This window comes from Nocardia sp. NPDC001965 (genome assembly GCF_053594175.1).
Window position 1 is genome coordinate 20,812 of sequence record NZ_JBSFDZ010000025.1, and the last position, 25,118, is coordinate 45,929.

22 protein-coding genes are annotated in these 25,118 nt (G+C 67.6%); 9 read left to right on the plus strand and 13 right to left on the minus strand.

Annotated features, from left to right (window positions below):
- Positions 1-29: 29 nt before the first annotated feature.
- Complete coding sequence (locus tag ACWCPQ_RS26635) at positions 30-689, minus strand: YqgE/AlgH family protein (RefSeq protein WP_449903680.1); 660 nt, start codon at positions 687-689, stop codon at positions 30-32.
- Between the two features lie 127 nt (positions 690-816).
- On the opposite strand from ACWCPQ_RS26635, the gene ACWCPQ_RS26640 reads away from it, so the two are divergent.
- Positions 817-1,578: a lysophospholipid acyltransferase family protein gene (locus ACWCPQ_RS26640; RefSeq protein WP_449903683.1), complete on the plus strand. Its 762-nt coding sequence runs from the start codon at positions 817-819 to the stop codon at positions 1,576-1,578.
- Positions 1,579-2,155: 577 nt separating this feature from the next.
- Here ACWCPQ_RS26640 and ACWCPQ_RS26645 read toward each other — a convergent pair.
- Both ACWCPQ_RS26645 and ACWCPQ_RS26650 read right to left on the minus strand, forming a co-directional pair.
- Positions 2,156-2,467: a GNAT family N-acetyltransferase gene (locus tag ACWCPQ_RS26645; RefSeq protein WP_449903685.1), complete on the minus strand. Its 312-nt coding sequence runs from the start codon at positions 2,465-2,467 to the stop codon at positions 2,156-2,158.
- 73 nt (positions 2,468-2,540) lie between these two features.
- Complete coding sequence (locus ACWCPQ_RS26650; protein ID WP_449903687.1) at positions 2,541-3,638, minus strand: zinc-binding dehydrogenase; 1,098 nt, start codon at positions 3,636-3,638, stop codon at positions 2,541-2,543.
- 263 nt (positions 3,639-3,901) lie between these two features.
- Here ACWCPQ_RS26650 and ACWCPQ_RS26655 point away from each other — a divergent pair, with 263 nt between their 5' ends.
- Positions 3,902-4,360: a nitroreductase/quinone reductase family protein gene (locus tag ACWCPQ_RS26655; protein ID WP_449903689.1), complete on the plus strand. Its 459-nt coding sequence runs from the start codon at positions 3,902-3,904 to the stop codon at positions 4,358-4,360.
- A 24-nt stretch (positions 4,361-4,384) separates the two neighbouring features.
- On the opposite strand, the gene aroQ is transcribed toward ACWCPQ_RS26655, so the two are convergent.
- Positions 4,385-4,849: a type II 3-dehydroquinate dehydratase gene (gene aroQ, locus ACWCPQ_RS26660; protein ID WP_449903691.1), complete on the minus strand. Its 465-nt coding sequence runs from the start codon at positions 4,847-4,849 to the stop codon at positions 4,385-4,387.
- Between the two features lie 388 nt (positions 4,850-5,237).
- On the opposite strand from aroQ, the gene ACWCPQ_RS26665 reads away from it, so the two are divergent.
- Positions 5,238-6,833 (plus strand): NTF2-like N-terminal transpeptidase domain-containing protein, encoded by a 1,596-nt coding sequence (locus tag ACWCPQ_RS26665; RefSeq protein WP_449903787.1) that lies wholly within the window; start codon positions 5,238-5,240, stop codon positions 6,831-6,833.
- Positions 6,834-6,854: 21 nt separating this feature from the next.
- On the opposite strand, the gene ACWCPQ_RS26670 is transcribed toward ACWCPQ_RS26665, so the two are convergent.
- From ACWCPQ_RS26670 to ACWCPQ_RS26695, 6 genes are all read right to left on the minus strand, one after another.
- Positions 6,855-7,226: a DUF3054 domain-containing protein gene (locus ACWCPQ_RS26670; RefSeq protein ID WP_449903693.1), complete on the minus strand. Its 372-nt coding sequence runs from the start codon at positions 7,224-7,226 to the stop codon at positions 6,855-6,857.
- A 178-nt stretch (positions 7,227-7,404) separates the two neighbouring features.
- Positions 7,405-8,508, minus strand: a complete 1,104-nt coding sequence (locus tag ACWCPQ_RS26675) for a lysylphosphatidylglycerol synthase transmembrane domain-containing protein (protein ID WP_449903695.1) — start codon at positions 8,506-8,508, stop codon at positions 7,405-7,407.
- A 67-nt stretch (positions 8,509-8,575) separates the two neighbouring features.
- Complete coding sequence (locus tag ACWCPQ_RS26680; RefSeq protein ID WP_449903790.1) at positions 8,576-10,054, minus strand: adenylate/guanylate cyclase domain-containing protein; 1,479 nt, start codon at positions 10,052-10,054, stop codon at positions 8,576-8,578.
- A gap of 404 nt (positions 10,055-10,458) precedes the next feature.
- A complete protein-coding gene (locus tag ACWCPQ_RS26685; RefSeq protein ID WP_449903696.1) occupies positions 10,459-11,301 on the minus strand; it encodes a helix-turn-helix domain-containing protein in 843 nt (280 codons plus the stop codon).
- A complete protein-coding gene (locus tag ACWCPQ_RS26690; protein ID WP_449903698.1) occupies positions 11,298-11,816 on the minus strand; it encodes a DUF6879 family protein in 519 nt (172 codons plus the stop codon). The genes ACWCPQ_RS26685 and ACWCPQ_RS26690 overlap by 4 nt, the downstream gene beginning before the upstream one ends.
- Positions 11,806-12,135, minus strand: coding sequence for a hypothetical protein (locus ACWCPQ_RS26695; protein ID WP_449903700.1), 330 nt, complete (start codon positions 12,133-12,135; stop codon positions 11,806-11,808). Before ACWCPQ_RS26695 ends, ACWCPQ_RS26690 begins: the two co-directional genes overlap by 11 nt.
- Positions 12,136-12,409: 274 nt before the next feature.
- Between ACWCPQ_RS26695 and ACWCPQ_RS26700 the strand changes: the two genes are divergently transcribed.
- Positions 12,410-13,726 carry an AI-2E family transporter gene (locus tag ACWCPQ_RS26700; RefSeq protein ID WP_449903702.1) on the plus strand — a complete coding sequence of 439 codons (1,317 nt, stop codon included), beginning with the start codon at positions 12,410-12,412 and terminating at the stop codon, positions 13,724-13,726.
- A gap of 124 nt (positions 13,727-13,850) precedes the next feature.
- Positions 13,851-14,504, plus strand: a complete 654-nt coding sequence (locus tag ACWCPQ_RS26705; protein WP_449903793.1) for a DUF1707 SHOCT-like domain-containing protein — start codon at positions 13,851-13,853, stop codon at positions 14,502-14,504.
- Positions 14,505-14,531: 27 nt separating this feature from the next.
- Here the strand turns inward: ACWCPQ_RS26705 and ACWCPQ_RS26710 are convergent, their stop codons facing one another.
- The 3 genes from ACWCPQ_RS26710 to trmB are packed head-to-tail and all read right to left on the minus strand — an operon-like array spanning position 14,532 to position 19,729.
- Positions 14,532-18,182, minus strand: a complete 3,651-nt coding sequence (locus ACWCPQ_RS26710; protein WP_449903704.1) for an MMPL family transporter — start codon at positions 18,180-18,182, stop codon at positions 14,532-14,534.
- The gene (locus ACWCPQ_RS26715; RefSeq protein WP_449903706.1) at positions 18,183-18,911 is read right to left on the minus strand and encodes an NYN domain-containing protein; all 729 of its coding nucleotides are present in this window, start codon (positions 18,909-18,911) and stop codon (positions 18,183-18,185) included. It lies immediately after the preceding gene.
- Positions 18,911-19,729 (minus strand): tRNA (guanosine(46)-N7)-methyltransferase TrmB, encoded by an 819-nt coding sequence (gene trmB, locus ACWCPQ_RS26720; RefSeq protein WP_449903708.1) that lies wholly within the window; start codon positions 19,727-19,729, stop codon positions 18,911-18,913. The genes ACWCPQ_RS26715 and trmB overlap by 1 nt, the downstream gene beginning before the upstream one ends.
- 123 nt (positions 19,730-19,852) lie before the next feature.
- Here trmB and ACWCPQ_RS26725 point away from each other — a divergent pair, with 123 nt between their 5' ends.
- From ACWCPQ_RS26725 to ACWCPQ_RS26740, 4 genes are all read left to right on the plus strand, one after another.
- Positions 19,853-20,977, plus strand: a complete 1,125-nt coding sequence (locus ACWCPQ_RS26725; RefSeq protein ID WP_449903710.1) for a hypothetical protein — start codon at positions 19,853-19,855, stop codon at positions 20,975-20,977.
- A gap of 22 nt (positions 20,978-20,999) precedes the next feature.
- The gene (locus ACWCPQ_RS26730) at positions 21,000-22,520 is read left to right on the plus strand and encodes a hypothetical protein (protein ID WP_449903712.1); all 1,521 of its coding nucleotides are present in this window, start codon (positions 21,000-21,002) and stop codon (positions 22,518-22,520) included.
- Positions 22,521-22,761: 241 nt separating this feature from the next.
- On the plus strand, positions 22,762-24,594 hold the full coding sequence (locus ACWCPQ_RS26735) for a phosphoenolpyruvate carboxykinase (GTP) (protein WP_449903714.1): 1,833 nt from the start codon (positions 22,762-22,764) through the stop codon (positions 24,592-24,594).
- A gap of 274 nt (positions 24,595-24,868) precedes the next feature.
- Positions 24,869-25,048, plus strand: a complete 180-nt coding sequence (locus tag ACWCPQ_RS26740) for a hypothetical protein (protein WP_449903716.1) — start codon at positions 24,869-24,871, stop codon at positions 25,046-25,048.
- Positions 25,049-25,118: the final 70 nt, after the last annotated feature.

Consider the following 25,118-nt stretch of genomic DNA (forward strand, 5'->3'; position numbering starts at 1 on the left):
CCGGACCACCGGCGGGGATCACGGCGTCGTCAGTTGCGTTCGACCTCGATCGGATGGGTGGCCAGCAGCGACAGCGGCAACGGCTGCCGACGCAGGACCTGGGCCCACATATCGGTGCGCCGACCGGCGATCGGATCACTGGGCAGAGCCGACACCACGATCCAGTCGTCGTTGGCGAGCTCGCTGTCCAGCTGACCGAAGGTCCAGCCCGCGTATCCGGCGAAAATCCGGACGCCCTCGACCAGCGGGCCGATCAGGTCCGGATCGGCATCCAGATCGACCAGCACCACTCGGCCGTCCACCCGCCGCAGGCCCGGAATCCCGTCGATCGACGCGCCTACCCGGAGCGTGCCCAGGCACAGCGCCGCGTCCCGTTTGACGGGTCCGCCCACGAACAGCGTGTGCGGTTGCGCGGACAACTCCGCCCACAGCGGAAGCACATCGTGAACGGGGGTATCGCTGGGCCGGTTCAGTACCACCCCGAGCGTTCCGGCGTCGTTGTGCTCGATGATGTAGACCACCGTGCGGCGGAAAGTGGGCTCGGCCAGTTCGGTCGAGGAAACGAGCAGCGTACCGGCCCGCACCGTCTGCTCACCCTGTCGGTTACCGCGACGACCAGGTTCGGGCTCGTGCCCGTCACCGCGGCCGCCCCGGGTCTTGCGATCATCGGGGTCATCTGCCTGCGCCACCTGGCCATCATCGCAGTTATTGCCCGACTGTGCCGCTCTGATCGACGGTTCACTTCGTACAGAGTTCACTCGGCGGCCGTTTCCGGGCCGTCTGGACATACCGCCGCAGGCTCGTAGAGTCAGCCGTATGCGACCTCCCGAGGTGCTCCTGGACAACAGTGACGACGTATACGACTTCTATCGCCTGCACCGGCAGAACCGGCTGCAGGCGATGGGCGCATACGCGTTGCTCGGCCGGCGCTACCGGCCGCGGGTCGGCTACGCGACCGGGGCCAGGGAAGCGATCCACGCGCTGATCCGCTCCCGCACCCCGCTGCTGATCGCGGTCAACCACCTGTCCCAGCTGGACCCCTACACGCTCGCGGCCGCGGCCTGGCGCAGCGAACTGCGGCCGATCATCGGACGTACCCGCGTGCTGGCCAAGGACGAGTTGTTCGAGGAGGTCACGCTGCGCCGCCGGATCGACATGATGGGCGGGATCCCGGTGTTCCGCGGCCGTGATCACGGCCTGCGGGCGGTGAACGCGGCCGGTCAGCGGATGATGGATATCTGCGCCGAACGCCTGGCCACCGGTGACAGCCTGGCGATCTTTCCGGAGGGCACCTGCAACGAAATCGATCCGGCGCAGGTACAGCCGGTCGGCACCGGTATCGGGCACATCGCTTTCCGGACAGCCAAACTCGGTACCCGGCCCGCCCTGGTCAGCCTCGGTCTGAGCTACGGCGAACGGGCCGATCCGGCGGTGCCACCGACGAAGGAGGAGGTGAAATCGGCGAGCTTCCACTTCGGGGTACCACGGACCGACCTCCCGGCACGACCCGCGGAGATAGCCCGGCTGGTCCGCGCCGACCTACAGGAAGCCCTGGACGGTGCCGTGTCTGCCTACTGAGCACGCCTGCGCAGCCCCGCCGGTCCACCTGTTCGCGGGGAGGTTTCCGAGCGCGGGGCCGCACAGCCGACGGGGCAGTGCGTCCGCTGTCGAACCTGTCGGGTGATCTGCTCGTGGCTGGAATTGCCTCCATGGCGCCGCACCGTCGCATCGATCGACGGGTAGCCGCGCGTCTCTGGTGGGTTGCCTACCTGTGGGCGGGGTTGTTTCCGAGGCGCTGGATTGTCGCAAAGTCGATGGGTAGCCGCGCGTCTACCTAGGGGTTGCCTACCTTGTGGACGGGGTTGTCTCTGAGGCGCTGGATTGTCGCAAAGTCGATGGGTAGCCGCGCGTCTACCTAGGGGTTGCCTACCTTGTGGACGGGGTTGTCTCTGAGGCGCTGGATTGTCGCAAAGTCGATGGGTAGCCGCGCGTCTACCTAGGGGTTGCCTACCTTGTGGACGGGGTTGTCTCTGAGGCGCTGGACTGTCGCAAAGTCGATGGGTAGCCGCGCGTCTACCTAGGGGTTGCCTACCTTGTGGACGGGGTTGTCTCTGAGGCGCTGGACTGTCGCAACGCCGATGGGTAGCCGCGCGTCTTATTGCGGCATGCCGAGCCGGTCACGAGCCCAGTGCGGCACCATCGACAGGTACGGCGGGTGGGTTTGGATGAAATGCTGGACCTGCCGGCACATCGGGAGCGCGCCCAGCCCTTCACGATGGGTGGCGTTCAGCGCGCCCTCCACCAGGACCCGGGCGTAGCCCCGGCCGTCGAAACGTGGGTCCACCTCGGTGTGCACGAACGCGCGCTCGCCGCCGGTGTCCTGATATTCGGTGTATCCCGCGACTGCGCCGTCGACCGTGATCTCGAAGCGTTCCAGTGCGGTGTTGTTGCGGACCTCCGTCGGCATGGCTCGACGTTACTCGGTCGGCCGTGAATTTTCGCATTGATCCGCGCGGCGCGGTGGTCGGTGGCGCGGTGCCTCAAGCCATTTCGATGATCGCCCGGCCGACGATCTCACCTCGGGCCAGCGCGCCGTATGCCGCGTCGGCCTCATCCAGGGAGTAGCGGCGGGTGATGACCTCCTGCGGCCGCACCGTATTCGCCGCGACCATCCGGAGCAGCGCCGGCATATCGGTGCGGGCTTTGGCGCCGTAGGAGCCGCGGATCTGGAGTTTGCGGCGGACCAGGCGGGCCAGGTCTATCGTTCCGGTGGATCCGGCCGGCGCGATCCCGACCACGACGGCCCGGCCGCCGTCGTCGAGCACGTCCAGTGCGGTCGTGAAGGTCGCGGCACTGCCGAGGGCCTCGAAGGCGATATCGACACCGTGTCCCCCGGTGAGTTCCCGGACCCGGGCGGCGGCGTCTTCGGTCCGGGAGTTGACCGTATGGGTGGCGCCGAGTTTCGTTACCGCCGAGAGTTTTTCGTCGCTGATGTCGACGGCGATGATCTGGGCGACCCCGGCCGCCGCGGCGAATTGGACGATCGAGGATCCCACCCCGCCGGCCGCGACGACGGCGATCCGGTCGCCGAGGCCGAGTTCGGCTGTGTGTACGGCGCCGAGCGCGGTGAACGAGCTGCATCCCAGGATCGATACGGCTTCCAGGCCCACATCGTCGGGCACTGTGAAGACGTCGGACGCGGGTACCACGCAGTATTCGGCGAGTCCGCCCATCGAGTACATGGCCAGCGGCGTGCCGTCGGCGCGGGCGAGCCGGGTCGTGCCGTCGTAGAGGGTGCCGCCGAGGCGGTTGTAGGCGAAGAATTTCTCGCACAGATCCTCGGCGCCGCGGACGCAGTGGCGGCAGTCGCCGCAGGGCATGATGAAACTGCACACCACGTTGTCGCCGACGGTGATGTTGTCGACGCCGTCGCCGAGCTGTTCGACCACGCCGGAGACTTCGTGGCCCAGTACAGCGGGCGCCGGGAACTTGACCTCCGAGCGCAGTACGTGCAGATCGGTGTGGCAGACCCCGCAGGCGGTGACCTTCAGCAGGACCTCGCCTCGCCGGGGGACCGGTACCGGGATGTCCTCGATGACCAGTCGGGGTTCGGTTCCGTGGAAAACTGCGGCTCGCATGCCACTCTCCTCCGCCATTCGCTTCAGCGTGCGCCCGATATCCGCGGGGATCCGGGCTCTCGACCACCGTGTCAGAAAAAGGGGTGGCCGGTAGCGGGTTCGGCGGGCCGCGCGGAAATCGCGTTCGATATCCGGTTCCACGTATGGCTCGAGATCGGCACTGACCTGCGCTTAAGAAAAATGAGAGCACTGCTCTTGACTTAGTCGCGGGGATGTGCGATTGTTGTTCACAACAGAGAGCAGTGCTCACAAAGGAGAATGCAATGACCGATCTGACGACCCGCTACCTCGGCCCCACCGGTTTCGACCCGATCTTCAACCGGCTCGCCAACCTGCTGCCCAAGCTCGGGATCAGCGTCGCCGGGTCCCGGTTGCTGGCGGTGCGCGGACGTAAGTCCGGCGAATGGCGGACGACCATGGTCAACCTCATGACCGCCGCGGACGGGCAGCGCTACCTCGTCGCGCCGCGCGGGCACACCCAATGGGTGCGTAACCTGCGCGTCGCCGGTAGCGGTGAATTGCGGCTGGGCCGGCGGATCGAGGAATTCACCGCGATCGAGGTCCGCGACGCGGACAAGGTCCCGCTGCTGCGGCTCTACCTCGAGCGCTGGGGCTGGGAGGTCGGCCGGTTCTTCGAGGGCATCACGAAGGATTCCACCGACGCCGAACTCGCGGCTATCGCTCCGGGCTTCCCCGTTTTCCGGATCGAAGCCGCGAACTGAACGCCGAACCGCGGGCCGGGCAGCTCACGCCCGGCGGGTCAGCAGGAATTCGATCGCCGCGGCATAGCCCTGAACGCCCATCCCGGCGATCACCGCGTCGGCGACGGGCGACACATAGGAGTGCCGGCGGAACTCTTCGCGGGCATGCACATTGCTGATGTGTACTTCGACGATCGGCACCTCGGGAATGACCAGTGCGTCGCGCAGTGCCACCGAGGTGTGGGTGAGCCCGCCGGGGTTTATCACGATCCCCGACACGGTCCCGTATGCCCCGTGGATGCGGTCGATCAGTTCGCCCTCGGAATTCGACTGGAAATGGGCGATCTCCCGGCTGTGCGCAGCCGCGGCCCGACGACACAATTCGATTACATCGTCGAGGGTTTCCGACCCGTACACCTCGGGTTGCCGGGTGCCGAGCATATTCAGATTCGGGCCGTTGAGGACCAGGATCGGGCTGCTCGAGGTTTGCGGGAGGGTGCCGTCGGACATGGCAGCAACCCTACCGACACCTCACCCGCGCGGGGATGATTCTGAGCTACCGTGAGCGGGTATCTCTTCGATGAATGCGGACTTGCGGGGTCACGACGCACCGCTTCTGGTCGATCGGTAGCGTAGCGTCGCCGGGTGTTCTCGGGCGCCCCGATAATTGATCATGGTCCGCTGTGCGGCGAGTTGGGCTCGGCCACAACTGCACACGGTGGTCACGAGTACGTTTTCGGGTTTGCGATGACTCGCAAGCAGGCATTTTTCAGGTACGGTTGTCTTGTTACCGGTGTGACAAGAGTGAAGAGTGGGCGACATGGACGTGAGGGGATCCCGCCGCTTTCGCTTCCGGGGCGCTATGGCCCTTACGGGGGTGGCGGCGCTGGCAATCGCGATGGGATCGTGCGGGACCGGGACCGAATCGGCCGGACCCGAAACGGTCGTCGACCGATTCACCCAACGACTCGACGAACACGACTATGCCGGGGCGGCTGAGTTGACCTCGTACCCCTCGGCAGCTTCGGCAACCCTCCGGCAAATGTTCGAGGGTCTCGAATCGGGGACCGTCGACTACGAGAAAGCGCAATTCATCGCGCTCGACGCCGAATCCGGGATCTTCAACCTCGACGTCGATTGGAGCTTCGGCGAGCAGAAGAACTGGAAGTACGGTCTTCAGGGCAACGTCCGCAAACTCGCCAACGGCTGGCGGATCTCCTGGGACCCGGCCGTGGTCATGCCCGAGCTCAGCCAGAACCGCACCGTACAGCTGGTGCGTACCACCCCCGACCCGGCGCCGAAGGTCGTCGACAATGTCGGTAAGCCCCTGATGGCTCAGCAGACCATCAACGTCGTCGAACTCGATCCCACCCGGATGCCCGACCAGGTGGCCTCCACCGACGCGCTGGCCCGTGCCATCGAACCCGTGGCTCCCCTCATCACCGGTGCCTCGCTGCGGGAAGACCTCGCCGCGGCCGGAGGTAAGCCCATCACCGCGGTCAGCCTGCGCGAGGGTGATTTCGCGATTCTGGAACCGCGGATGGCGCCGATCCCGGGCGTGGTGATGAAACAGGAGCCGCGGCTCGTCGTCACCGATCGCCGGATCTTCTCGCCGATGCTCGACGCCATGAAGAAGGTCTGGGAACAGAGCCAGGACCAGCACTCCGGCTGGGCCGTACAACTGTTCGAGAACGGGCGGTTCGTCAAACAGCTGGCCGGCAACCAGGGCCCGGCCGGTCCCGATATTGCGGGGACGATGGACCAGCGGTTGCAGCGTGCCGCCGAGGACGCGGTGGTCAGCGTCGGTTCGCCCGCCTCCATCGTCGTCACCCAGCCCTCCACCGGCGCGGTCGTCGCGGCGGCGCAGAACAACTACTCCAGTGCCCAGGGGCCGGTAGCCTTCACCGGTCTGTACCCGGCGGGCGGCACCATCGATCTGTTCCGGAAAGCGGCCGGAGCCGCCAAGGGCAAAGCGCCCGAGGCCGTCACCGAACAAGAGGTGATCGAGGCGGCCGCCATGCTCGGTGTCGGGGTCGACTTCCGGGTTCCCGGGCTGGAGGAAGTGACCGGCCGCCCGGCCGGCGCGGGTGGCGCCGAACCGGTTCGCCAGGGCGGTGGTTCGGACGCGCTGCTGGTCAGCCCCTTCGGGATGGCCATCGCGGCCGCGGCCATCACCGACGGCACCGTCCGCCCGCCGATGCTCGAACGCGGCCGGCCCAGCGAAACCGACGCCCCGATGGGACCACTGCCGGGCCCGGTCGACGCCGCGCTGCGCGCCGCGCTGCGCGACGGGATGAACGCCCCGCAGATGGCGCGACTGCGGGGATTCCGTGATGTCGCCGGGTTCTCGGCTAAGGCCGGCGACGACGGCTGGCTGATCGCGAGTATGGGTGATCTGACGTTCGCGATCCATATCGCAGACGTCGACAGCGGCGATATGGTCGTCCGGATGGGCGAACGGATGTTGCAGGCGCTCGCCAAACCGGACGAATGAGCAGCGGGTGCGGTCGGGTGATCAGGACCTGATCGCCCCCGCGGCCACCCGCCAGCCGAGCAGGAACAATGCCAGCACCACCGCCGCCACCACGATGAAACTGAAGGCGGTGCCCTGACCCGCCACTACGCGCAGCAGCATGCCGAACACCAGGGTGCACAGCCAGATCACCACACCGGTGGGCCACAGGCCGGAACCGTCGAACGGCCCGGCACCGGCCGGGCGGCGCGCGAGCGCCACCGCGGCGACCCAGCCCACCGCCAGCCCCGCCACGAACGGCCAGGCGGTGTGCAGCAGACCGGTGAGCACGGCCTCGTCGTGACTGCGGCGTCCGATGGCGCAGAACACCACCACCAGCACGAGATCGACGGCGATCGCTACGAACCACTTCACCCCGACGAGCCTAATTGGTGCAGCTGGGCGGAGCCCATCCGCGGCCTGCGCACGGCCGCAGCGAAGGCGGAGGTACGCCTAATATGACCAGCTGGGCGAAGCCCATCCGCAGCCCGCGCACGGCCGCAGCGAAGGGTTCGGCGCAAGCCTGCGGGTACCCGCGGAGCGGACCCGCCGATCAGGCATTGCGCTGCGAGAACTCCTTCTCGTATTCGTCGTCCTCGGCATTGCGGGTGCGGAACAGGAACGCGAACACGATCCAGCCCATGATCGCGATCAGCACGAAACTCACCAGCCGGTAGACGAACGCCGCGGCGACGGCCTGCTCCACCGGCAGTCCGGCGGCCGCGGTGAGGCTGTAGATCAGCGTCGCGTCCACATAGACGATCCCGCCCGGCGCGAAGGGGATCGAACCGACAGCCTTACCCGCCGCGAACGCGATCAGCAGCCCCGCCCACCGCGGATCACCGCCGATGGCATAGCAGGCCGCGCCCAGGCAGGCGATATCGGCCAGCCGGTGGACAACCGCCCACCAGGTGACCCACGCGCCGTCCCGGGTGCCGAGCTTCACCGATTCGACCTGGTCGAGCATTTCCCGGAGCTTGTCGATACCGGTATCCGGCCGGCGTTTGCGCACCCGGTTGACCAGGACCAGCGCCCGGCGCAGTACTCCTTCGAGGGTGCCCGGATGCCGGGACGCGTAATTTCCCGCCCAGACCAGGGCCACCACCATGGCCACCGAGACGATCAGGTTCACCGGACCCACCCGGCCGCCCGCCAGGACGGTGCCGAGCACCCCGATGAGGGCCAGGCCCGCCGCCGAGACGACCCCGGAGAACACCAGCTGCCAGGAGGCAACCACCGGGCTGGCTCCCCAGCGCCGGGTCTGCCGGTAGGTGAATGCCGTGGAGAACACCTGACCGGCGGGCAGGGTCACCGACATGGCGGTGGCGCCGTAGACCACCGACACCGATCGGTGCTGGCTCACCTCGACGCCACCGGCGCGCAGTAGCTGTTTCTGGACGTGTCCGAAACCGGTCATGGACAGCACTTGCGCCGCGATACACAGCGCCACCCAGCCCCAATGGATTTCGGTGAGTTTCTGCCATGATTCGTGTAATCGGGGCCACAGATAGAAAGCCTCGCCGATCAACACGAGAAGAACGATCGAGACGGCAGCCCATTTGAGCCGGCGGAATTTCCGGTTGCGGTTCCCGGTGGGCTCCGCCTCTCCGGCCGGAGGCACAGCGGTAGTGCCCGCTGCATCACCGTTGGCCGTCACGGGGCCCAGCCTAATGGACACCCCCGGCCGCAGTCGGCTGCCTGCTCCGATACCACAGCAAGCGGATCTACTCCACGGTTTCGCGAGGCCAGGACAGCCGCGTCTTGCGTCGCCGGCCGCGCAACTGCACTTCCTCACCCGCGGTCCAGTGCCGCTGCTCGCCGTCCTCGGCGAAATACAGGGCCGAACCCGAGGCCAGTACCCGGCCCGGATGGTCCTTGGCGAGTTCGGTGAGGCGGGATGCCTCGTTCACCGGGTCACCGATCACGGTGTATTCGAAGCGGTTGGCGGCACCGATATTCCCCGCGACCGCCAATCCGGCGGAAACTCCGATACCGATATCCAATCCGGAGACCGTCCGCAAGGCCTCGCGCAGATCGCGTGCGGCCGCCAGCGCGGCGGTGGGTGCGTCCGGCCGGTCCAGGGGGGCGCCGAAAATCGCGAGGGCGGCGTCACCGACGAATTTGTTGACGAAGCCGTGATGGCGGTCGATGACATCGACCACCACCCGGAAGAATTCGTTGAGCAGGCTGACCACCTCGGTGGGCGGGTGTTCGGCGGCCGTCGCGGTGGAACCGACCATATCCACGAACAGCACTGCCACGAATCGGGTTTCCCCACCCAGTTCGGTGCCGTAGTCGAGGGCACGCTGGGCCACCTCGGCACCCACATGCTGGCCGAACAGTTCCTGGAGCCGCTGCCGGGTCGCCGCCTCCTCCATCATCCGGTTGAAACCGACCTGGAGCAGCCCGATCTCGCTGCCGTCGAAAACCTCCACCTGCACGTCGCGGGCGCCGTTCTGCACCTGGTCGATGGCCTGGCTGAGCTGGCGGACCGGATCGGAGATACTGGACGCGGTCAGCATGGACAGGGCCAGTGCCTGCATGATCACCACCCCGCAGAGCAGCAGGATCGATACGGCCAGCGACTGCGCCGAGAATTTCACATCCGACGAGATCTGGGTGACGCACAGCAGCACGATCGCGATGGTCGGGGCGAAGGTGCCCATCCCCCAGGTCATCGCCATCCGGGTGCCGACGCCGGGCGTGAGGGTGTGGTCGAAACGGCCCGCCGTGAGAGCCTCGGCGGCGACCGGGCGCAGAATACGTTCACCGAGCATGTAGGTGAAACCGAACACGATGGTCGCGGCCATGCATTCGGTGATGATGACGGCACCGGCCAGCGCCGGGGTCTCGGAGATTATCGCCGCGCCGAGGACGCCGCCGCCGAGTACCCAGAGGGCCAGATGCAGGATCGCCTGCCGCAGCGGCGCATGCAGGGCCGCCATCTGCTCCTGGCGGCTGGGCGGTCCGCCGCGGACCTGCCAGCGCATCACCGGCCGCAACATCAGGGCCGAGGCGGCCACGCTCAGGAAACCGCCGGCGAGAAATACGACGGCCGGGACCAGCAGGCCGACCTGCCGGGTACCGGGTTCCTGCCCCTCGGGGACCGGTAACCCGTACTGGATGAATGCCCACACCAGCACGGCACCGAACGCGTTCGCGAGCAACATCGATGTCAGGTACAGGGGCCAGCGCGTATGCATGGTCTGTTTGACCGCTTCCAATGGCGCTGACACGTGTACCAATCTAGCGTCCGGGGCCGACCGTCCTGTGCTCCCGGGGTTGCGGCGACGTGCGCCGACGCCCGGCCCCGCCCGAGGAGAGACCCTTGACCTCGCGCCTGCTCGGTGTTCACTACCCGGGGCGAGCCTCACCCGGGGACTGTCGACGAAAAGCCGCGGCAAGGAGTGACCGCAGATATCGCAGTGCGATCTTCGATAATCCGAGGACCGAAACCAGCGCAGAGCCCCCGCCACGTTATCGAGTCGCGAAACCACTCGCTGGGCGTCGGCGCGATTCAGTGCTGTCTCCGATCCGAACCATGGAAGACAGTGAGGCAGACCCGCGAGTACCCGGGACCAGGGTAGGGCTGTCCGCGCCGCGTCGATCAGGGTCGAGTGTGTCGCCGTTCCAGCGCTGCGCGGATGAGTTCCCTGGCAGCCGAGCCGGTTACCGATTGACCGGCAAGCGTCTCGAATGCGCGATGGTAGAGAGCGATCTCGCGCGGCTGAGTGACGGTCAGTTCTGCTGATATCGCCTCGACCAGGACCATCCGGTCATCGAACATGACGAAGTTCGTTGCCGGTGATCGCCATTCCGACTCGGATGGAACTATTCCGAGCAGGACCCGTGGTAGTCCGATGACCGCAAGAAGCCGGTCGAGTTGGCCGATCATGACCGACTTGCCGCCGACGGTGGTCGACAACGACTGTTCGGCGATCAGGATGTGAAACCGATGGTCGCCTCGATACAAGACCTGCTGCCGTTCCAGGCGCTTCGATACGCCTTGGTCGACGTCGTCGGGTATCCGATAGAACTCGACACCTCGGCGTAGCACTGCCTGGGCGTACTCGGAGGTCTGGATGATGCCCGGAATCAGCAAAGGATCGAAAATGCGCATCAACCTGGTTTGCTCGGCCAGAGATATCGATCGTTCCTGTCGGCGTCTGGTCCCCGCGTTGAGCACTCGCCGCCATTCGAGGTGGGCAACCTCGATATTGCGAACGGTCGCCACGAGATCCGGGAGTTGGTCGCCGGTACCGGCGTGGGAGCAGTACTGGTGTAGGTCTATTTCGGTCGGGCTACGGTCTCCGGTTTCTATCTTGGACACCTTCGACTCGTGCCAGCCCGCCAACTCGGCCAGCCGGCGTCCGGTGAGGCCGGCATCCTTCCGCATTTCACGGAGGCGTTTGCCGAGCGCCACACGCTGCTCATGAACCGAGTCGGTCACTTCGGCGAGCCGGCCGCCGCGTAGTCGTCGAATGGTATGGCCTGCTCCCACATGTGCCGCTTGATCTCGACGCAATAGCCGACGATCCACGCCTCGGTTGTGACCGCTACCCCGAGCCCTCGACCTTCGGGATCTCGGGTGTGGAACGCTACTCGTTCATCGTCCAACAGCCAGAAGTCTTCGGCCGGCACCTGTTCGGCCACGTGCCGCGGCAAGTACCGAATGTCTTCTCCCGCCCTGATGTTCTCCGGAGTGACTGTCAGCGACCAGCGGTGGTAGTCGGTCAGCGGTTCGGAGACCACTCGCACCCGGCGAACACCGACACCGCGTGAGGTCACTTCCTCGACTATCGACTGCCACGGACGGAACCATTCGAGGTCGAAATCCTGCTCACCGGAGAGGAACCGTTGTAGCGGAGCCGTTTCGACGGCCACGCCGTAGGAGTCGCGGACCTCGAGATGGAATGCTTCCCGTGCGCACGACCGGAGAAGATCCGGGTACGGATCAGCTTGCATCAGCAGCACCGTAGTAGTTCCTCTCCAGCTTCGGCACTTCGATTGCCGTCTCACCGTCAGCCAATTCGAGCTGTGCCAGCGTGCCAGGCTCTGTGACGGGGCGGCCGGTCAGGGTGAACGTTCCCCGTCCCGTGTCGGTCATCGTGGCACCGATGAATGTATCCGGCTCCGCGAAACCGGTCAGCAGGTGTGGAATCTCCACGGTTTCCGCCTGGCCGGTGACCCAGCCCTGAACAACGTATGTGTCCTGGTCGCTGGCGTACAGCGAGGGGCACTCTCCAACATTTGAGCCGCCTTTACCGAGGAATCGCAACCGCATGATCTTTGCTCCTGTCCTGGGAGTGTGACCGTGTGTGACTCTCCTGGATTCAGCGATGATCGCGAGGTGCGGTGCCGCCCCGTCCGAGTTCGACATCGATCTGGAATCGGGTCGGGTTATCGACAGAGCTGCGCTGTTGGGGATCGAACCGGTGCAGGATCGGCGGTGAGGTGGACCGCCGAAGCCGTTCGGCGGACCGGTGTGGTCGGCGTCCGGTCGTACGCGGTCGGTGTACCTCCGCAACCTTCCGGCAGCCGTGACTAGGCTCGGCCGGGTGACCGAGCCGAAACCATCTGCCGCCGACGCCGTTCACCCCATCGTCCGGCAGACCGCGGAATGGGCCTGGCGGCTGCTGGTGATCTTCGCCCTGATCGGGGTGCTCGCGGCGGCGGTGCGGCGGCTCGACACCGTGGTGATCCCGCTGTCCATCGCCATGCTGGCCGCCGCGCTGCTCGCGCCGTTGGTGGACTGGATGCAGCGGCGCGGGGTGCCGCGCGGGCTCGGTGTCTTCGTCGCATTGCTCGGATCGCTGGGGCTGGTCGCCGGGGTGGTGACCTTTGTGGTGGAGCAGTTCGTGGTGGGTGTGCCGCAGCTGTCGGACGAGTTCACCAACAGCATTCATCAGGTCCAGGACTGGGCGATCAACGGTCCGATGCATCTGAGCGACGAGCAGATCCGCAATGCCGGCGATGCGACGGTCCGGGCCATCCAGTCCAATCAGGACACGCTCACAAGTGGTGCCCTCACCACCGCGACCATGATCGGGCACATTCTGACGGGCACCTTTCTCACTCTGTTCATCCTCATCTTCCTGCTGTACAGCGGCGACCAGATCTGGCATTTCGTCACCCGCGTGGTACCGACCGCACACCGGGAACGGGTGCGCACCGCGGGCGAACTCGGTTTCGGATCGCTGGTCGGTTTCGTGCGGGCCACTGTCGTGGTCGCCGCGGTGGATGCGATCGGAATCGGTGCGGGGCTGGCGCTGCTGGGCGTACCACTGGCGCTGCCGCTGGGGTCACTGGTGTTCATCAGCGCCTTCATCCCGATCATCGGCGCGTTCCTGGCCGGTTTCGTGGCGGTGTTCATCGCCCTGGTGACCAAAGGATTCGTCACCGCGCTCATCGTGCTCGGCATCATCGTCGCGGTGATGCAGCTGGAGGGGCATGTGCTGCAACCGTTGTTGCTCGGGCGCGCCGTGCGGATCCACCCGCTCGCTGTGGTACTCGCGATCGCCGCGGGTGTGGTGCTGGGCGGTATCGCCGGCGGTCTGCTGGCAGTGCCACTGGTGGCGGTGCTGAATACCGCTATCCGTTCGCTGCTCGCCGCGGATCCCGAGGAGTTGCTGGGTGAGCTGACACCGGACCGGAAGGGGATCTACGTGGCCGAACCGGATTCCCCGGAGGGCGGGGACCACGCCATGATCGGACCCCAGACCCTGGGCCGGTTCGATATCGGTGCCCTGCTCGCCGAAGCGCAGCGGCGGCTGCCGCTGACCCGGACCGCCGATCCGAATACGCACGGGGGTGATTCCGGCCCCGATCCGGACCCGGCCACCGACCGGCGGGAAAACCGCGATGAGCAGGGCTGACCGTGACCTCGCGCCACCCCCGCATCCGGGAATGCCCTGATGCGGGATCCGGGTGCCGCTGGGTAATCTCGGAGCTATGAACGGCCCCGATCCGGTTTTCGACGGTGCGGGTTCCGGTGGCCAGGTGGGCAACCGGGACCTGCGTGTTTCCGATGCCGAACGGGAGCACGTCGGGCAACTGCTGCAGCGGGCGGTGGGGCTGGGGATGCTGTCCCTGGGAGAGTTCACCGAGCGGATGGATACCGCGCTGGCCTCCCGCACCCGCGGCGAACTGAATTCGGTACTCGTCGATCTGCCCGGGGTGCGGTTGATCGGCGAACCCACCACCGCGCGCCCGGCCGGCCACGGTAAGCCCATACCGCTTCCACAGCCCGGCGACGCCACCGGATCCGGGCTGGCGGGAGTCGTGCAGGGCGGGATCATCCGGCCGCGTATATCCGGGGTGAACCGCCGGGGCAACTGGCAGGTCGGTCCGATGCTGCGGGTCAACAGCTGGTTGTCCGGGGTGACCTTGGATTTCACCCAGGCCATCATGACCACCCAGGTGGTGGAGATCCAGGTCGACGACTACGCGAGTTCGCTCACCCTCGTGGTGCCGGAGGAAGCCACCGTCGATCTCGACGGCCTGGAACTGGTCGGATCCAGTGTCAACAACAAGGTTCGCAGTGGTCCGCCGATCGGCCCGCTGCATCTGCTGGTGCACGGCCGGGTCCGATTCGGATCGGTCACCGCCAAACAACCCTTCATGGCGCATTGGCGGCGACTGCTCGGGCAGTGAAACCCGAGCGCCGCTGATCCTGTACGGCTAATCCTGTTCGCGTCGGCGCAGCAACTCGTTCACACTGACCGACCGGCCCTCGCCGTGCTGGTGCCGGCCGCTGTCGTCGGCCGATGTACCGGCTTGCTGGCGGCGGGCCGACCGCAGACCGGCCATCCACGATTCGATGCTGTTGCGTTCGCGCGGGTCCGGATTCTGCTGGGCGCCGGGCCCTTCGGCGGACTGCTGAGCCAGACTATCGGGCCGCTGCTCGCGCGGGGCCGGACGTTCGGCGGGCCGAGTCGGCGGCTCCGGTGTCCGGTAGAGGCCGGGCACTGCCGGAGGCTGGGCTCCCGGTACCCGCCGCGGCAATTCCGGCAGGGCCGAGGCGGGCCCACCGGGCGGAGTACCCGGATCGGGGATCCGGGGGAGCGGACGCGGTTGCGACCCCTGATCCTGCGGCGACCGCGCATCCAGCGGGCCGGGCCGACCGTCCGGTCCGGGGCGCCGCGGTGGCAGTGGTGGCCGCACCGGTCCCTGGCCGGGTCCGGGCTGGTTACCGACGGGGGGCTGGCCGGGCCCGGGGCGACCGGGCGGGCGGCCTTCGGGCCCCGCGGGGCGCGGCGGTGCGGGTGGCCTGGTCGCGCCGCCGGGCTGCCCGGGCGCGCCGGGTATCCGCAGTGAACTGTCCGGCTGCGGGCGGGGGGCAGTGCCGGTCCGGGCCTGCTGCGGGGTGGGCGGTACCGGCGGAGCGTCGGCCGGGGACGGATAGACGGTGCGGCCGCTCGCGTTCTGGCCTTCGCCGTCCTCGGTCGGCTCGGAGGCGAACATGCCCCGCACATTCGGAGTCGCGAAACCGGACCGGGGCGACCCCGTCGGGGGACGGCCCGGAGTGCCGGGTGCACGCTGCGCGTCGGGCGCGGGCTGGTCCGGGCCGGGTTGTCCGGGCTGCGGGCGGCCGGGCCCGGGCTGGTTACCGGGGCCCCGCCCGGGTTGGGGCCGGAAGTCGTTGCGCGGTCCTGGCGTACGGCCCGGTTCGGGACCACGCCCGGGAAGCCGGCCCGGTGCACCCGGCTCGGGACCACCCGCGGGCTGCTGCGGGTTCCGCTGGGGCGGCCGGCCCTCGGTGGGCGACTGGGTCGGTGCGGGCTGCGGACCACTGCCCTCGGCGGACGGTCGCGAACTGCGGCCACCGAGCTCTTCGGAGGTACCACGACCGGATTCACCGGAACCCTCGGCGCGCGGGTTCGCCCGCGGACGTGTCGGGTCCGGCGGGGTGGGCATCTGCTGTTTGGCTGTCGCCTGGCCGGCCGCGGCGGTCGGGGTCTGTTTGTCGGCGGCTTTGCGCTGCCCCTTGGGCACCGCCTGCATATGCGCGGTGGGCGCGGCCGCCTCGATCTCCTCGCGGCTACGTTTGAGTACCGGCGTCTTGCGCTGCTTCTCGGCGCCGATGGCCGGCATCTGCATGGTGACCGGATCGGTGACGGGGGTGGTCTTGACCAGGTCGACCACATCGCCGCCGCCGGGGCGCTCATCGGCCAGGATGGGTTCGCCCAGACCGATCTTCTGCTGGATCCGTTTCATCCAGGCGGGCGCCCACCAGCAGTCGTCGCCGAGCAGTTTCATGGTCGCCGGGACGAGCAGCATGCGCAGGATGGTGGCGTCGATGATGAGCGCCGCGATCATGCCGTAGGCGATGTACTGCATCATCACCAGATCGGAGAACGCGAACGCGCCGGTCACCACCAGCAGGATCAACGCGGCCGCGGTGATGATGCGACCGGTGTGCGCGGTGCCGATACGTACCGCTTCGGTGGTCGAGGCGCCCTGGGCGCGGGCCTCGACCATCCGGGACAGCAGGAACACCTCGTAGTCGGTGGACAGGCCGTAGATGATCGCGATGATCAACACCAGCACCGGTGACATGATCGCCTGCGGGGTGAAATTGAGCAGTCCGGCGCCGTGACCGTCGACGAAGATCCAGGTCAGGATGCCGAGGGTGGAGCCGAGGCCCAGGGCGCTCATCAACGCTGCCTTGATGGGCAGCACCAGTGACCCGAAGGTCAGGAACATCAGCACCGTGGTGACCAGCAGCACCAGGGCGATCATCAGCGGGATCCGGTCCAGCAGTGCGTCGATACTGTCCATCTGAAGTGTCGGCTGACCGCCGACCAGCATGGTCACATCATCGGGGACCTCGATCGACCGGAGATAGTCGACTGTCGGTTCGTAGTTCTCCGAATCGAGCAGGGTCGCGCTCGAGCGGAAGAGGTCTTTGCGTTCGGGCGACTGGGAGGGAACCGAGAAGCCGGAGGCGTCGGCCAGGCCCGGGGCCTTGTCGGCCTCCTTCATCACTTTCGCGATGGACCGGGTGTTCTCGCCGATGAAGATCAACTGGATCGGATCGGACTGACGCAGCGGGAAGGTCTGATCGAATTCTTCCTGCGCGACGCGGGTGGCGTTGTCCGGCGGCAGATAACGCTCGCTCATACCGCCGAAGGCGAGGTTCTTCACCGGGATGATCAGCAACAGGAGCAGCACACAGATCGGGATGGCGATCTTCAGCGGATGCTGCATGACCCAGGTGGTGGCCCGGCCCCAGAAACTGGCCTCGACCTCCTCGGCGGATTTGGTCTTGCGGATCTGCTTGAAGCTGAGCATGTCGACCCGTTTGCCCAGAACACTCAGCATGGCGGGCAGCAGGGTGATCGAGGCCAGGGCGGCCAGCGCGACGGTGGCGATGGTGCCGTAGGCCATGGACTTCAGGAAGCCCTGCGGGAAGAGGAGCAGGCCGCCGAGACTGGCGATGATCATGGTCGCGGAGAACACGACCGTCCGCCCGGCGGTGACCACGGAGCGGCGGACGGCGGCGCGGGTGTCGTAACCCTCGGCCAATTCTTCGCGGAACCGGCTGACGATGAACAACCCGTAGTCGATGGCCAGACCGAGGCCGATCATCGAGACCACCGCGCCGACGAACGAGTTCACCTCGGTGAACTTCGTGAGCATCATGATGATGCCGTTGGCGCTGATGATGGTGAGGCCGCCGATGATCAGCGGCAGGGCAGCGGCCACCACGCCGCCGAAGATGAAGAACAGCAGGATGCCCACCGCGGGGATGGCGAGCATCTCCATGCGCTTCTGGTCGTGCGCCATGGTGTCGTTGAGTGTGCCCGATACCGGCTGCAGGCCCGCGACCTGCACATTCACGCCGTCGATGTCGAAAACGTCCTTGACGGCCCGGAAGTTGCGGACCATCTCGGTGTCGTTGTCGCCGACGATCGCGATGGAGGCGAAGGTCTTGGTCTTGTCCTTGGAACCGAAGACCGACGGCTGCGACTCGCCGGTCTCGGTCTTCCAGTAGGCGGCGTTGACCTTGGCGATCTGATCCGGATGCTCCCGGGGCAGCCGGTTCAGGCTGTCGACGATCTTGTCCCGGAACGCCGGATCACTGTCGATGGTCTGGCCCTCGGGCGCGGTGTAGAGCACCAGCACGTCGGCCTGGTGATCGCGCCCCCACGCTCCGTCGGAGAGTTCGGCGGCCTTGACGGATTCGGAGTTCGGATCGAACAGACCGCTGGAGCTCAGATGGTCCGCCAGCCCGAGACCATAGGCCCCCAGGCCCAGCATCCCGGCGACGACAACTCCGATGACGGCGAATCGCAACCGATAGACCAGATCGCCCCAGCGGGTGAACACTTAAGCGACTCCTTGTGCGGGGCGAGAGGTGAGCAGCGCCGACAGCGGCCGGAACGGCTGCAGCCAGGCACCCTCGTCGGGCAGCGAGTCGAGGCTCACCCGCGGCAGCGGTTCACGGAAAACTCCCGGGATGTCCTCGAGGTCGACGAATTCGAGAGTATCGGATGTTACTGCCCAACTCGCGTGCTCGCGGAAGCCGAGCACCTGAACCGGGATTCCGTCGTCGGCCAGTTGTTCGAGCGGCTCGCGGAACGCCTGCCCGTCGGCGGAGGCCACGATGATCCCGGCCAGGCCCGCACCTCGGGTGCGCTGCGCGATATGGCCGAGCATATCCGAATCGACATCGGAATCCTCGTCTATCTTCGGCTTCGCGAAAACGGCGTAACCGACGTTGCGCAGGGCCTCGACCCACGGCCGGACCACATCCGCGGTTCCGGGGGCGATATTGGTGAACACGGTGGCCTCGGGTTCCAGCCGCTGCTTCTCGCCGACCGAGAGCTCGGTGGTACGGGCCAGCAGCCACCGGCCGAGCGCGTCGAAACGGGGCCGGTAGGCGGCCGTGGGGCGCCCGCCCAGGATGGCACCCAGACCCATGTCCAGGTTCGGTGCGTCCCAGACCAGCAGGACCCGCCGCAGTCCGTCGGCTTCCGGGCCCACGGCCTCGTCGCCGGATTCGTGCAGACTTCCGGCAACCTCGTCGCCGGCCGGGGCCATCTCACTGACGCTCATCATTCGATCTTGCCCCATATGAACTCGTTGATCGCACTACCGGCGGTGTGTGCCTTGCTCTCGAACTTGGTCACCGGCCGCTCGAATCCGATCGGCGCGGCGGCACGGTGCTCGGCGCTCGTACCGCCGGTGGCCTCGTTCAACCCGATGAGCAGGGGCTCACCCGCACCGACCTCGGCGATATGCTCCGCGTACCCGGCGTGGTCGGTGGCGACGTGAAGAACACCACCCGGTCGCAGCCGGTCGGCGATGAGGGCCAGGGTGGCCGGTTGCAGCAGGCGGCGCTTGTGGTGGCGGGCCTTGGGCCACGGGTCCGGGAAGAACACCCGCACCCCGGTCAGCGATCCGGGAGCAATCATGTTCTCCAGCACATCCACCGCATCGCCGCGCAGCAGCCGGATATTGCCGATCTCCTCGCGTTCGATCCGCTGGACCAGCTGGGCCAGTCCGGGCTGATAGACCTCGATGCCGATGAGATTCAGATCCGGTTCGGCCTGGGCCATGGCGGCGGTCGCGGTGCCGGTGCCGCAGCCGATCTCGATCACCAGCGGCGCCCGGCGGCCGAACCAGGCGTCGGCGTCGAGCGGTTCGTCGGCGACCTCGCGGCCGAGTACCGGCCAGCTGCGATCCCAGGATTTCTGCTGGTTGGGGGTGAGCGCACCGCGCCGGGAGCGGAAACTGGTGACCCGCGGGTAGAGGCGGGAGCCGGCGTGCCGTCGCCGCTGCCCTCCGGTATCACCGGAGGTTTCCGAGAGGGCGACCGGAACGGACTCGGAGCTGGGGTGCACGGCGTCGTTCACAGCTCTATTGTCCAGCATGGCCGGTTCCGGGCCGCAACGGACCGGTAGGGGCTACCGGTTGGTAGCAGGGACTCGGTCCGCGTCCGCCGCGTCGCGGCCCCGGTTCTGACAGAATGCGCACCGGAAGAAGGGGGCGGGCGGGTGTCGTCAGTAGAGGGATCGGACGGATATATGCGTGAGGTGGGGGCAGGGGATCCGCTGGACCGGCTGATCTCCACGCTCCGAATGGGCGACGGTGCGGACGCGGGGATCGCCGGCGGTATCGAGGTGGCGGTGCAGCGCTGGCGGACCCTGCCCCGCGCACAGATCACCGGACGCACCCGGGCCGGGCGGAGCACGGTGGCCGGCGCGCTCGGCCTGCAGCCGGGGGTGGAGACCGCCCCGGTGGACGAACCGGGGTTCCCCGATCCGGTGCTGGATGCCGATATCGTCGTCTACGTCCTGGCCAGTACCCCGTCGCCGGGGGACCGCCGAATTCTTGCGTCGCTGCGCCCGGAACGCACGATCCTCGTGCTGAACAAGGCAGATGCGATCGGCACCGGCTGGGCCGACGCGGTGGAGGCGGCCCGCCGGTTCGGCCGGGAATTCGGCCTCCCCGCCTTCCCGGTGGTCGGATCGCTGGCCGCGCGGACCGTTTCCGGTGCCTTCCGGGAAACCGACCTGGCACTGCTGCGCCGGTTGGCGCAATCCGGTAGCGCGGCGACGGTATCCGCCGAGGCGTTCGTCTCCCCCACCGCGGGCCCGGATACCGCCGAACGTGCGGAATTGCTCGAACACTGGGACCTGTACGGACTCGCCTGCGTACTGGCCGCCCTGGAACGCGAACCGGAACTCGCGCCGCCGACCGTGCTGCAGATCTTGCACACCGCCAGCGGGATCGATCCGGTGGCGCGGCTGCTCGGACAGCGCTACCAGCAGGCGGTATCCCGGCGGGCCGGCGCGCTGATCGACGACCTGACCCGGTTGGCGGCGCGCGCGGTACCGCACGGGCGTGGCCGGGCGCGGGCGTTGATCACCGAATACCTGGACACCGACGAGGCGCGATGGCTCGCCCTGTGCGGCGGTCTGGTCGACCCCGAGGTCGCTCATCTGGCCGCGGGCTACCCCCGGCCCGAACCCGAGGATGCCGACGACGCCCTGACGCGTGCCGTCCGGTGGCGCGCGGTGGTGGCCGGTGAGATGTCGCCGGCCGCGCGCCGCGCGGCCGTCCGGGTCCACAACGGATATGTCCGGATGTGGGAACGGATGAGCAGTGTCGGGCTCTGACCGGCGCCCGACGGAGGCACCGGTGGGTCTTCCGGAAACCGCCGCGGAGCAGGTATCCCCGGAATCCGGACTGCCCGACCCGGTCGCCGAGGTGGTGGCGCGCTGGAATCCGCAGGGTATGGCCTTGCTGCGCACGATCTCGGCGACCGGCTCCGCCGCGGCGGTCGCATTGATCGGCGCCGACGATGCGAACACCGCGCTGTTGCGCACCGAGCTGACCCGCCTCGAACCGCGGGTCGAACTGAGCGCTCCGACCGCCGATCCGTGGGTGAGCGCGGTGCCGGGCACGGTGATGCTGTTGATCCTGGATGCCGGGGTGGTGATCGGCGCCGCGGAACTGGATACCGTGCGCCGGCTGAGCGCCGAGGGGGCCCGGGTGCTGCTGGTGCTGAACGGCACCCACGCCCACAAGGACTGGCGGCTGGTCCGCGACCGCAGCGCCGAACTGCTGGCCGCCGCGGATCTGGGTTGCGAGATCGTGCCGGTTTCGGCTCGTCTGGCGATGGCCGCCCGCACCGGGTCCGATTCGACGCTGCTCGATCGGTCCGGGCTCGCCGCACTGCATGCCCGGTTGATCGCGCTCACCACCGACGACGCGACCGCGAGTGCGCGCCGCGCGACGGCGGTCGCGCAGGTCGTCGCCGGAACCCGGGAGCGCATTGCGCAGGAGGAGACGCTGCTGCGGTCGGGTTCGGAGACGGAGTCGCTGCGTGCGGAACGGGCCCGGTTGCTGGCCGACCGCGACGGGGGGCGCGCGGTAGCGGTGTCCACGCTGCGCGCGCAGATCAATCTGGCCCGGGTCGATCTGCTCACCCAGGTCGGCTCGCGGGTCCGGGCGCTGCATACCGAGGCCCGCGCAGAACTGGACAGTATGGACCGGGCGGGCCGCCGGGCTTTCCCGGAGCGATTGCGGCAGGCCGTCGTGCAACTGACCGCGACGGTGGACAGCGATATCGCCGCCCGGCTGACCGAACTGCGGGTGCGGGCGGCCGCCGCGCACCCCGCCAGCGTGGCACCACCGCAGGGCGCGCCCGCCCTGCGGTACGAGCCCGCACCCACGCTCGGCCCTGATCCGCAACCCAGACAGGGGGGTGTCGAAGATCACCTCATGATCGTGCTGGGCGCCTCGGCGGGAGTCGGGTTGGGACGCCTGATGGTGTCGCCACTGGCGCTCGTCCCGGCGCTCGACGCGGCGAGCGTCCCGGTCACGCTGCTGCTCGGTGCGGGCGCCGCCGCGTGGGTGGTGCGGGCCCGCCGTCAGCTCGCCGACCGCGATCATCTGCGGCAATGGGTCGTCGACGCGGTCGCGAATGTGAAAGCCCAGCTCGAACAGCGGGCGGTGACCGCGCTGGTGGAGACCGAATCCGAGTTGTCCGACGAAATGGTGCGGGCCGCGGCGGCGGGCATGGTGGATGTGGATCGCCGGGTCGCCGAACTGGAGACGGCATTGCGCCGCGCCACCACCGGACAACCCGGCCGGCTCGCCGCCTGCGCCCGCGACAGGCGGATACTGGAGCAGTGGACACCCGCTTCCGGAAATTAGTTTGTCCACCCCTATTGATCGGCAACCCGATTCCATAGGGGGCGCAATACCGCGTTAACCTCTAGACAGGAACCTGGGCGTCCGCTTCGCCCTGAGTACACTGCCTCGATCCGGCGGTGCACAGGATGGACCGTTGCGGAGGCCTTACCCGCCAATGGTGGCGCTAGGTGTTTTCGCGCTGGTCACGGGCCCAAGGGCCAGGGCGGAGACAACCTTCGCCGCCCATTTCAGGAGAAATTTCATGACCTCAGCGACCATTCCCGGTCTTCGTGGATCCGACGGCACCGCGCCGACCGAACACAGCGAACTGCTCGCCTGGGTTCAGGAGGTCGCCGAACTGACTCAGCCGGAGCGAGTCGTCTGGGCGGACGGTTCCGACGCGGAATGGGACCGGCTCACCACCCAGCTCGTCGAGGCGGGCACGTTCCGCAAGCTCGACGAGAAGAAGAAGCCGAACTCGTTCCTGGCTTTATCCGATCCTTCCGACGTGGCCCGGGTCGAATCGCGCACCTTCATCTGTTCGAAGTCCGCCGCCGACGCCGGGCCGACGAACAACTGGGTGGATCCCGCCGAGATGCGGGCCACCATGACCGAGCTCTACCGGGGCTCGATGAAGGGCCGCACCATGTACGTGGTGCCGTTCTGCATGGGCCCCCTCGGTGCCGACGACCCGAAGCTGGGTGTCGAGATCACCGATTCGGAATACGTCGTGGTGTCGATGCGGGTGATGACCCGCATGGGGCGGGCCGCGCTGGAGTTGCTGGGCACGGATCGGCCCTTCGTGAAGGCGCTGCACTCGGTGGGCGCGCCACTGGCCGAGGGCCAGGCCGATGTGCCGTGGCCGTGCAACGACACCAAGTACATCACCCACTTCCCCGAGGATCGCGAGATCTGGAGCTACGGTTCCGGCTACGGCGGGAACGCGCTGCTCGGCAAGAAGTGCTATTCGCTGCGGATCGCCTCGGCCATGGCCCACGACGAGGGCTGGCTGGCCGAGCACATGCTGATCCTCAAGCTGATCTCCCCGGAGAACAAGGCCTACTACATCGCGGCAGCTTTCCCCAGCGCCTGCGGTAAGACCAACCTCGCCATGATCCAGCCGACAGTGCCGGGCTGGCGAGCGGAAACCCTCGGCGACGATATCGCCTGGATGCGGTTCGGCAAGGACGGCCGCCTCTACGCGGTGAACCCGGAGTTCGGGTTCTTCGGTGTCGCGCCCGGTACCAACCGCTCCTCCAACCCCAACGCCATGGAGACGCTGGAGGCCGGTAACACCGTCTACACCAATGTCGCGCGTACCGACGACAACGATGTGTGGTGGGAGGGCCTGGAAGGCGAGCCCGACCATCTGATCGACTGGAAGGGCAACGACTGGTACCTGCGGGATACCGAGACGCTGGCCGCGCATCCCAACTCCCGGTACTGCACCCCCATGTCGCAGTGCCCGACGCTGGCCCCGGAATGGGACGATCCGCAGGGTGTGCCGATCTCGGCGATCCTGTTCGGCGGTCGCCGCAAGACCACGGTGCCGCTGGTGACCGAGTCCTTCGACTGGCAGCACGGCGTGTTCATGGGCGCCACGCTGTCGTCGGAGCAGACCGCGGCCGCCGAGGGCAAGGTCGGCACCGTGCGCCGCGACCCGATGGCCATGCTGCCGTTCCTCGGCTACCACGTGGGCGACTACCTGGGTCACTGGATCGACCTGGGCAAGAACGCCGATTCGGCGAAACTGCCCAAGATCTTCTACGTGAACTGGTTCCGGCGCGGTGACGACGGCCGTTTCCTGTGGCCGGGCTTCGGCGAGAACTCCCGGGTTCTGGAGTGGATCGTCGGCCGGATCGAGGGTTCGGCCGAGGCCGAGAGCACCGCGATCGGTCATGTGCCGACCGCGGCCCAGATGGATCTGGCCGGTCTCGACGTGGAAGCTGCCGATGTCGACGCCGCGCTCGCGGTGAATGTCGACGAATGGCGGTCCGAGATCCCGCTCATCGAGGAATGGTTCGAGTTCGTCGGCGACAAACTGCCTTCGGGCGTGCGCGACGAGTTCGAGGCGCTCAAACAGCGCGTGCAGTGACGACCGCGCTCATCCGGGTGCTGCCCGGGTGACGTGCATGAACTCCCACCCGTGACCCGCGGCGAATCTCTGGTTCGCCGCGGGTCACGGGTGTATTGCGGCCCGGGCCGCAGCCCGGACGGGCGCGTGTCGGACGAGGTCGGGTGCCCTAGTCTGGAGGCGTAGTGGATCGCACGACCGCGCACTCCCGATTGGACCGTTCGAAAACGCCCGATCGGCTCATGCCCGTAGCTGTTCGTGACCGAGCCGATCACCCTCGAGAGGTGGTTGGAATATGGCCGACGGATATGTCCCCCCGGTACTCTCCACCGATACCGCGGTGAGTACACCCCTGCACCGTGTCGCGGGCCGGCTGCAATCGGCGCTTCCGGACGGTTGGTGCGTCGAGGTGGTCGACGATCCGCTGACCGGTGGTGAACAGCCCGTACTGCGTGCGTTGCCGGCTACCGATTAGTTCGCTACCCGAATTGTTCCGCCGCGGCTCGCGAGATCGTCTGCGATAAGTGTTCTTTCGCGCCCGCGGC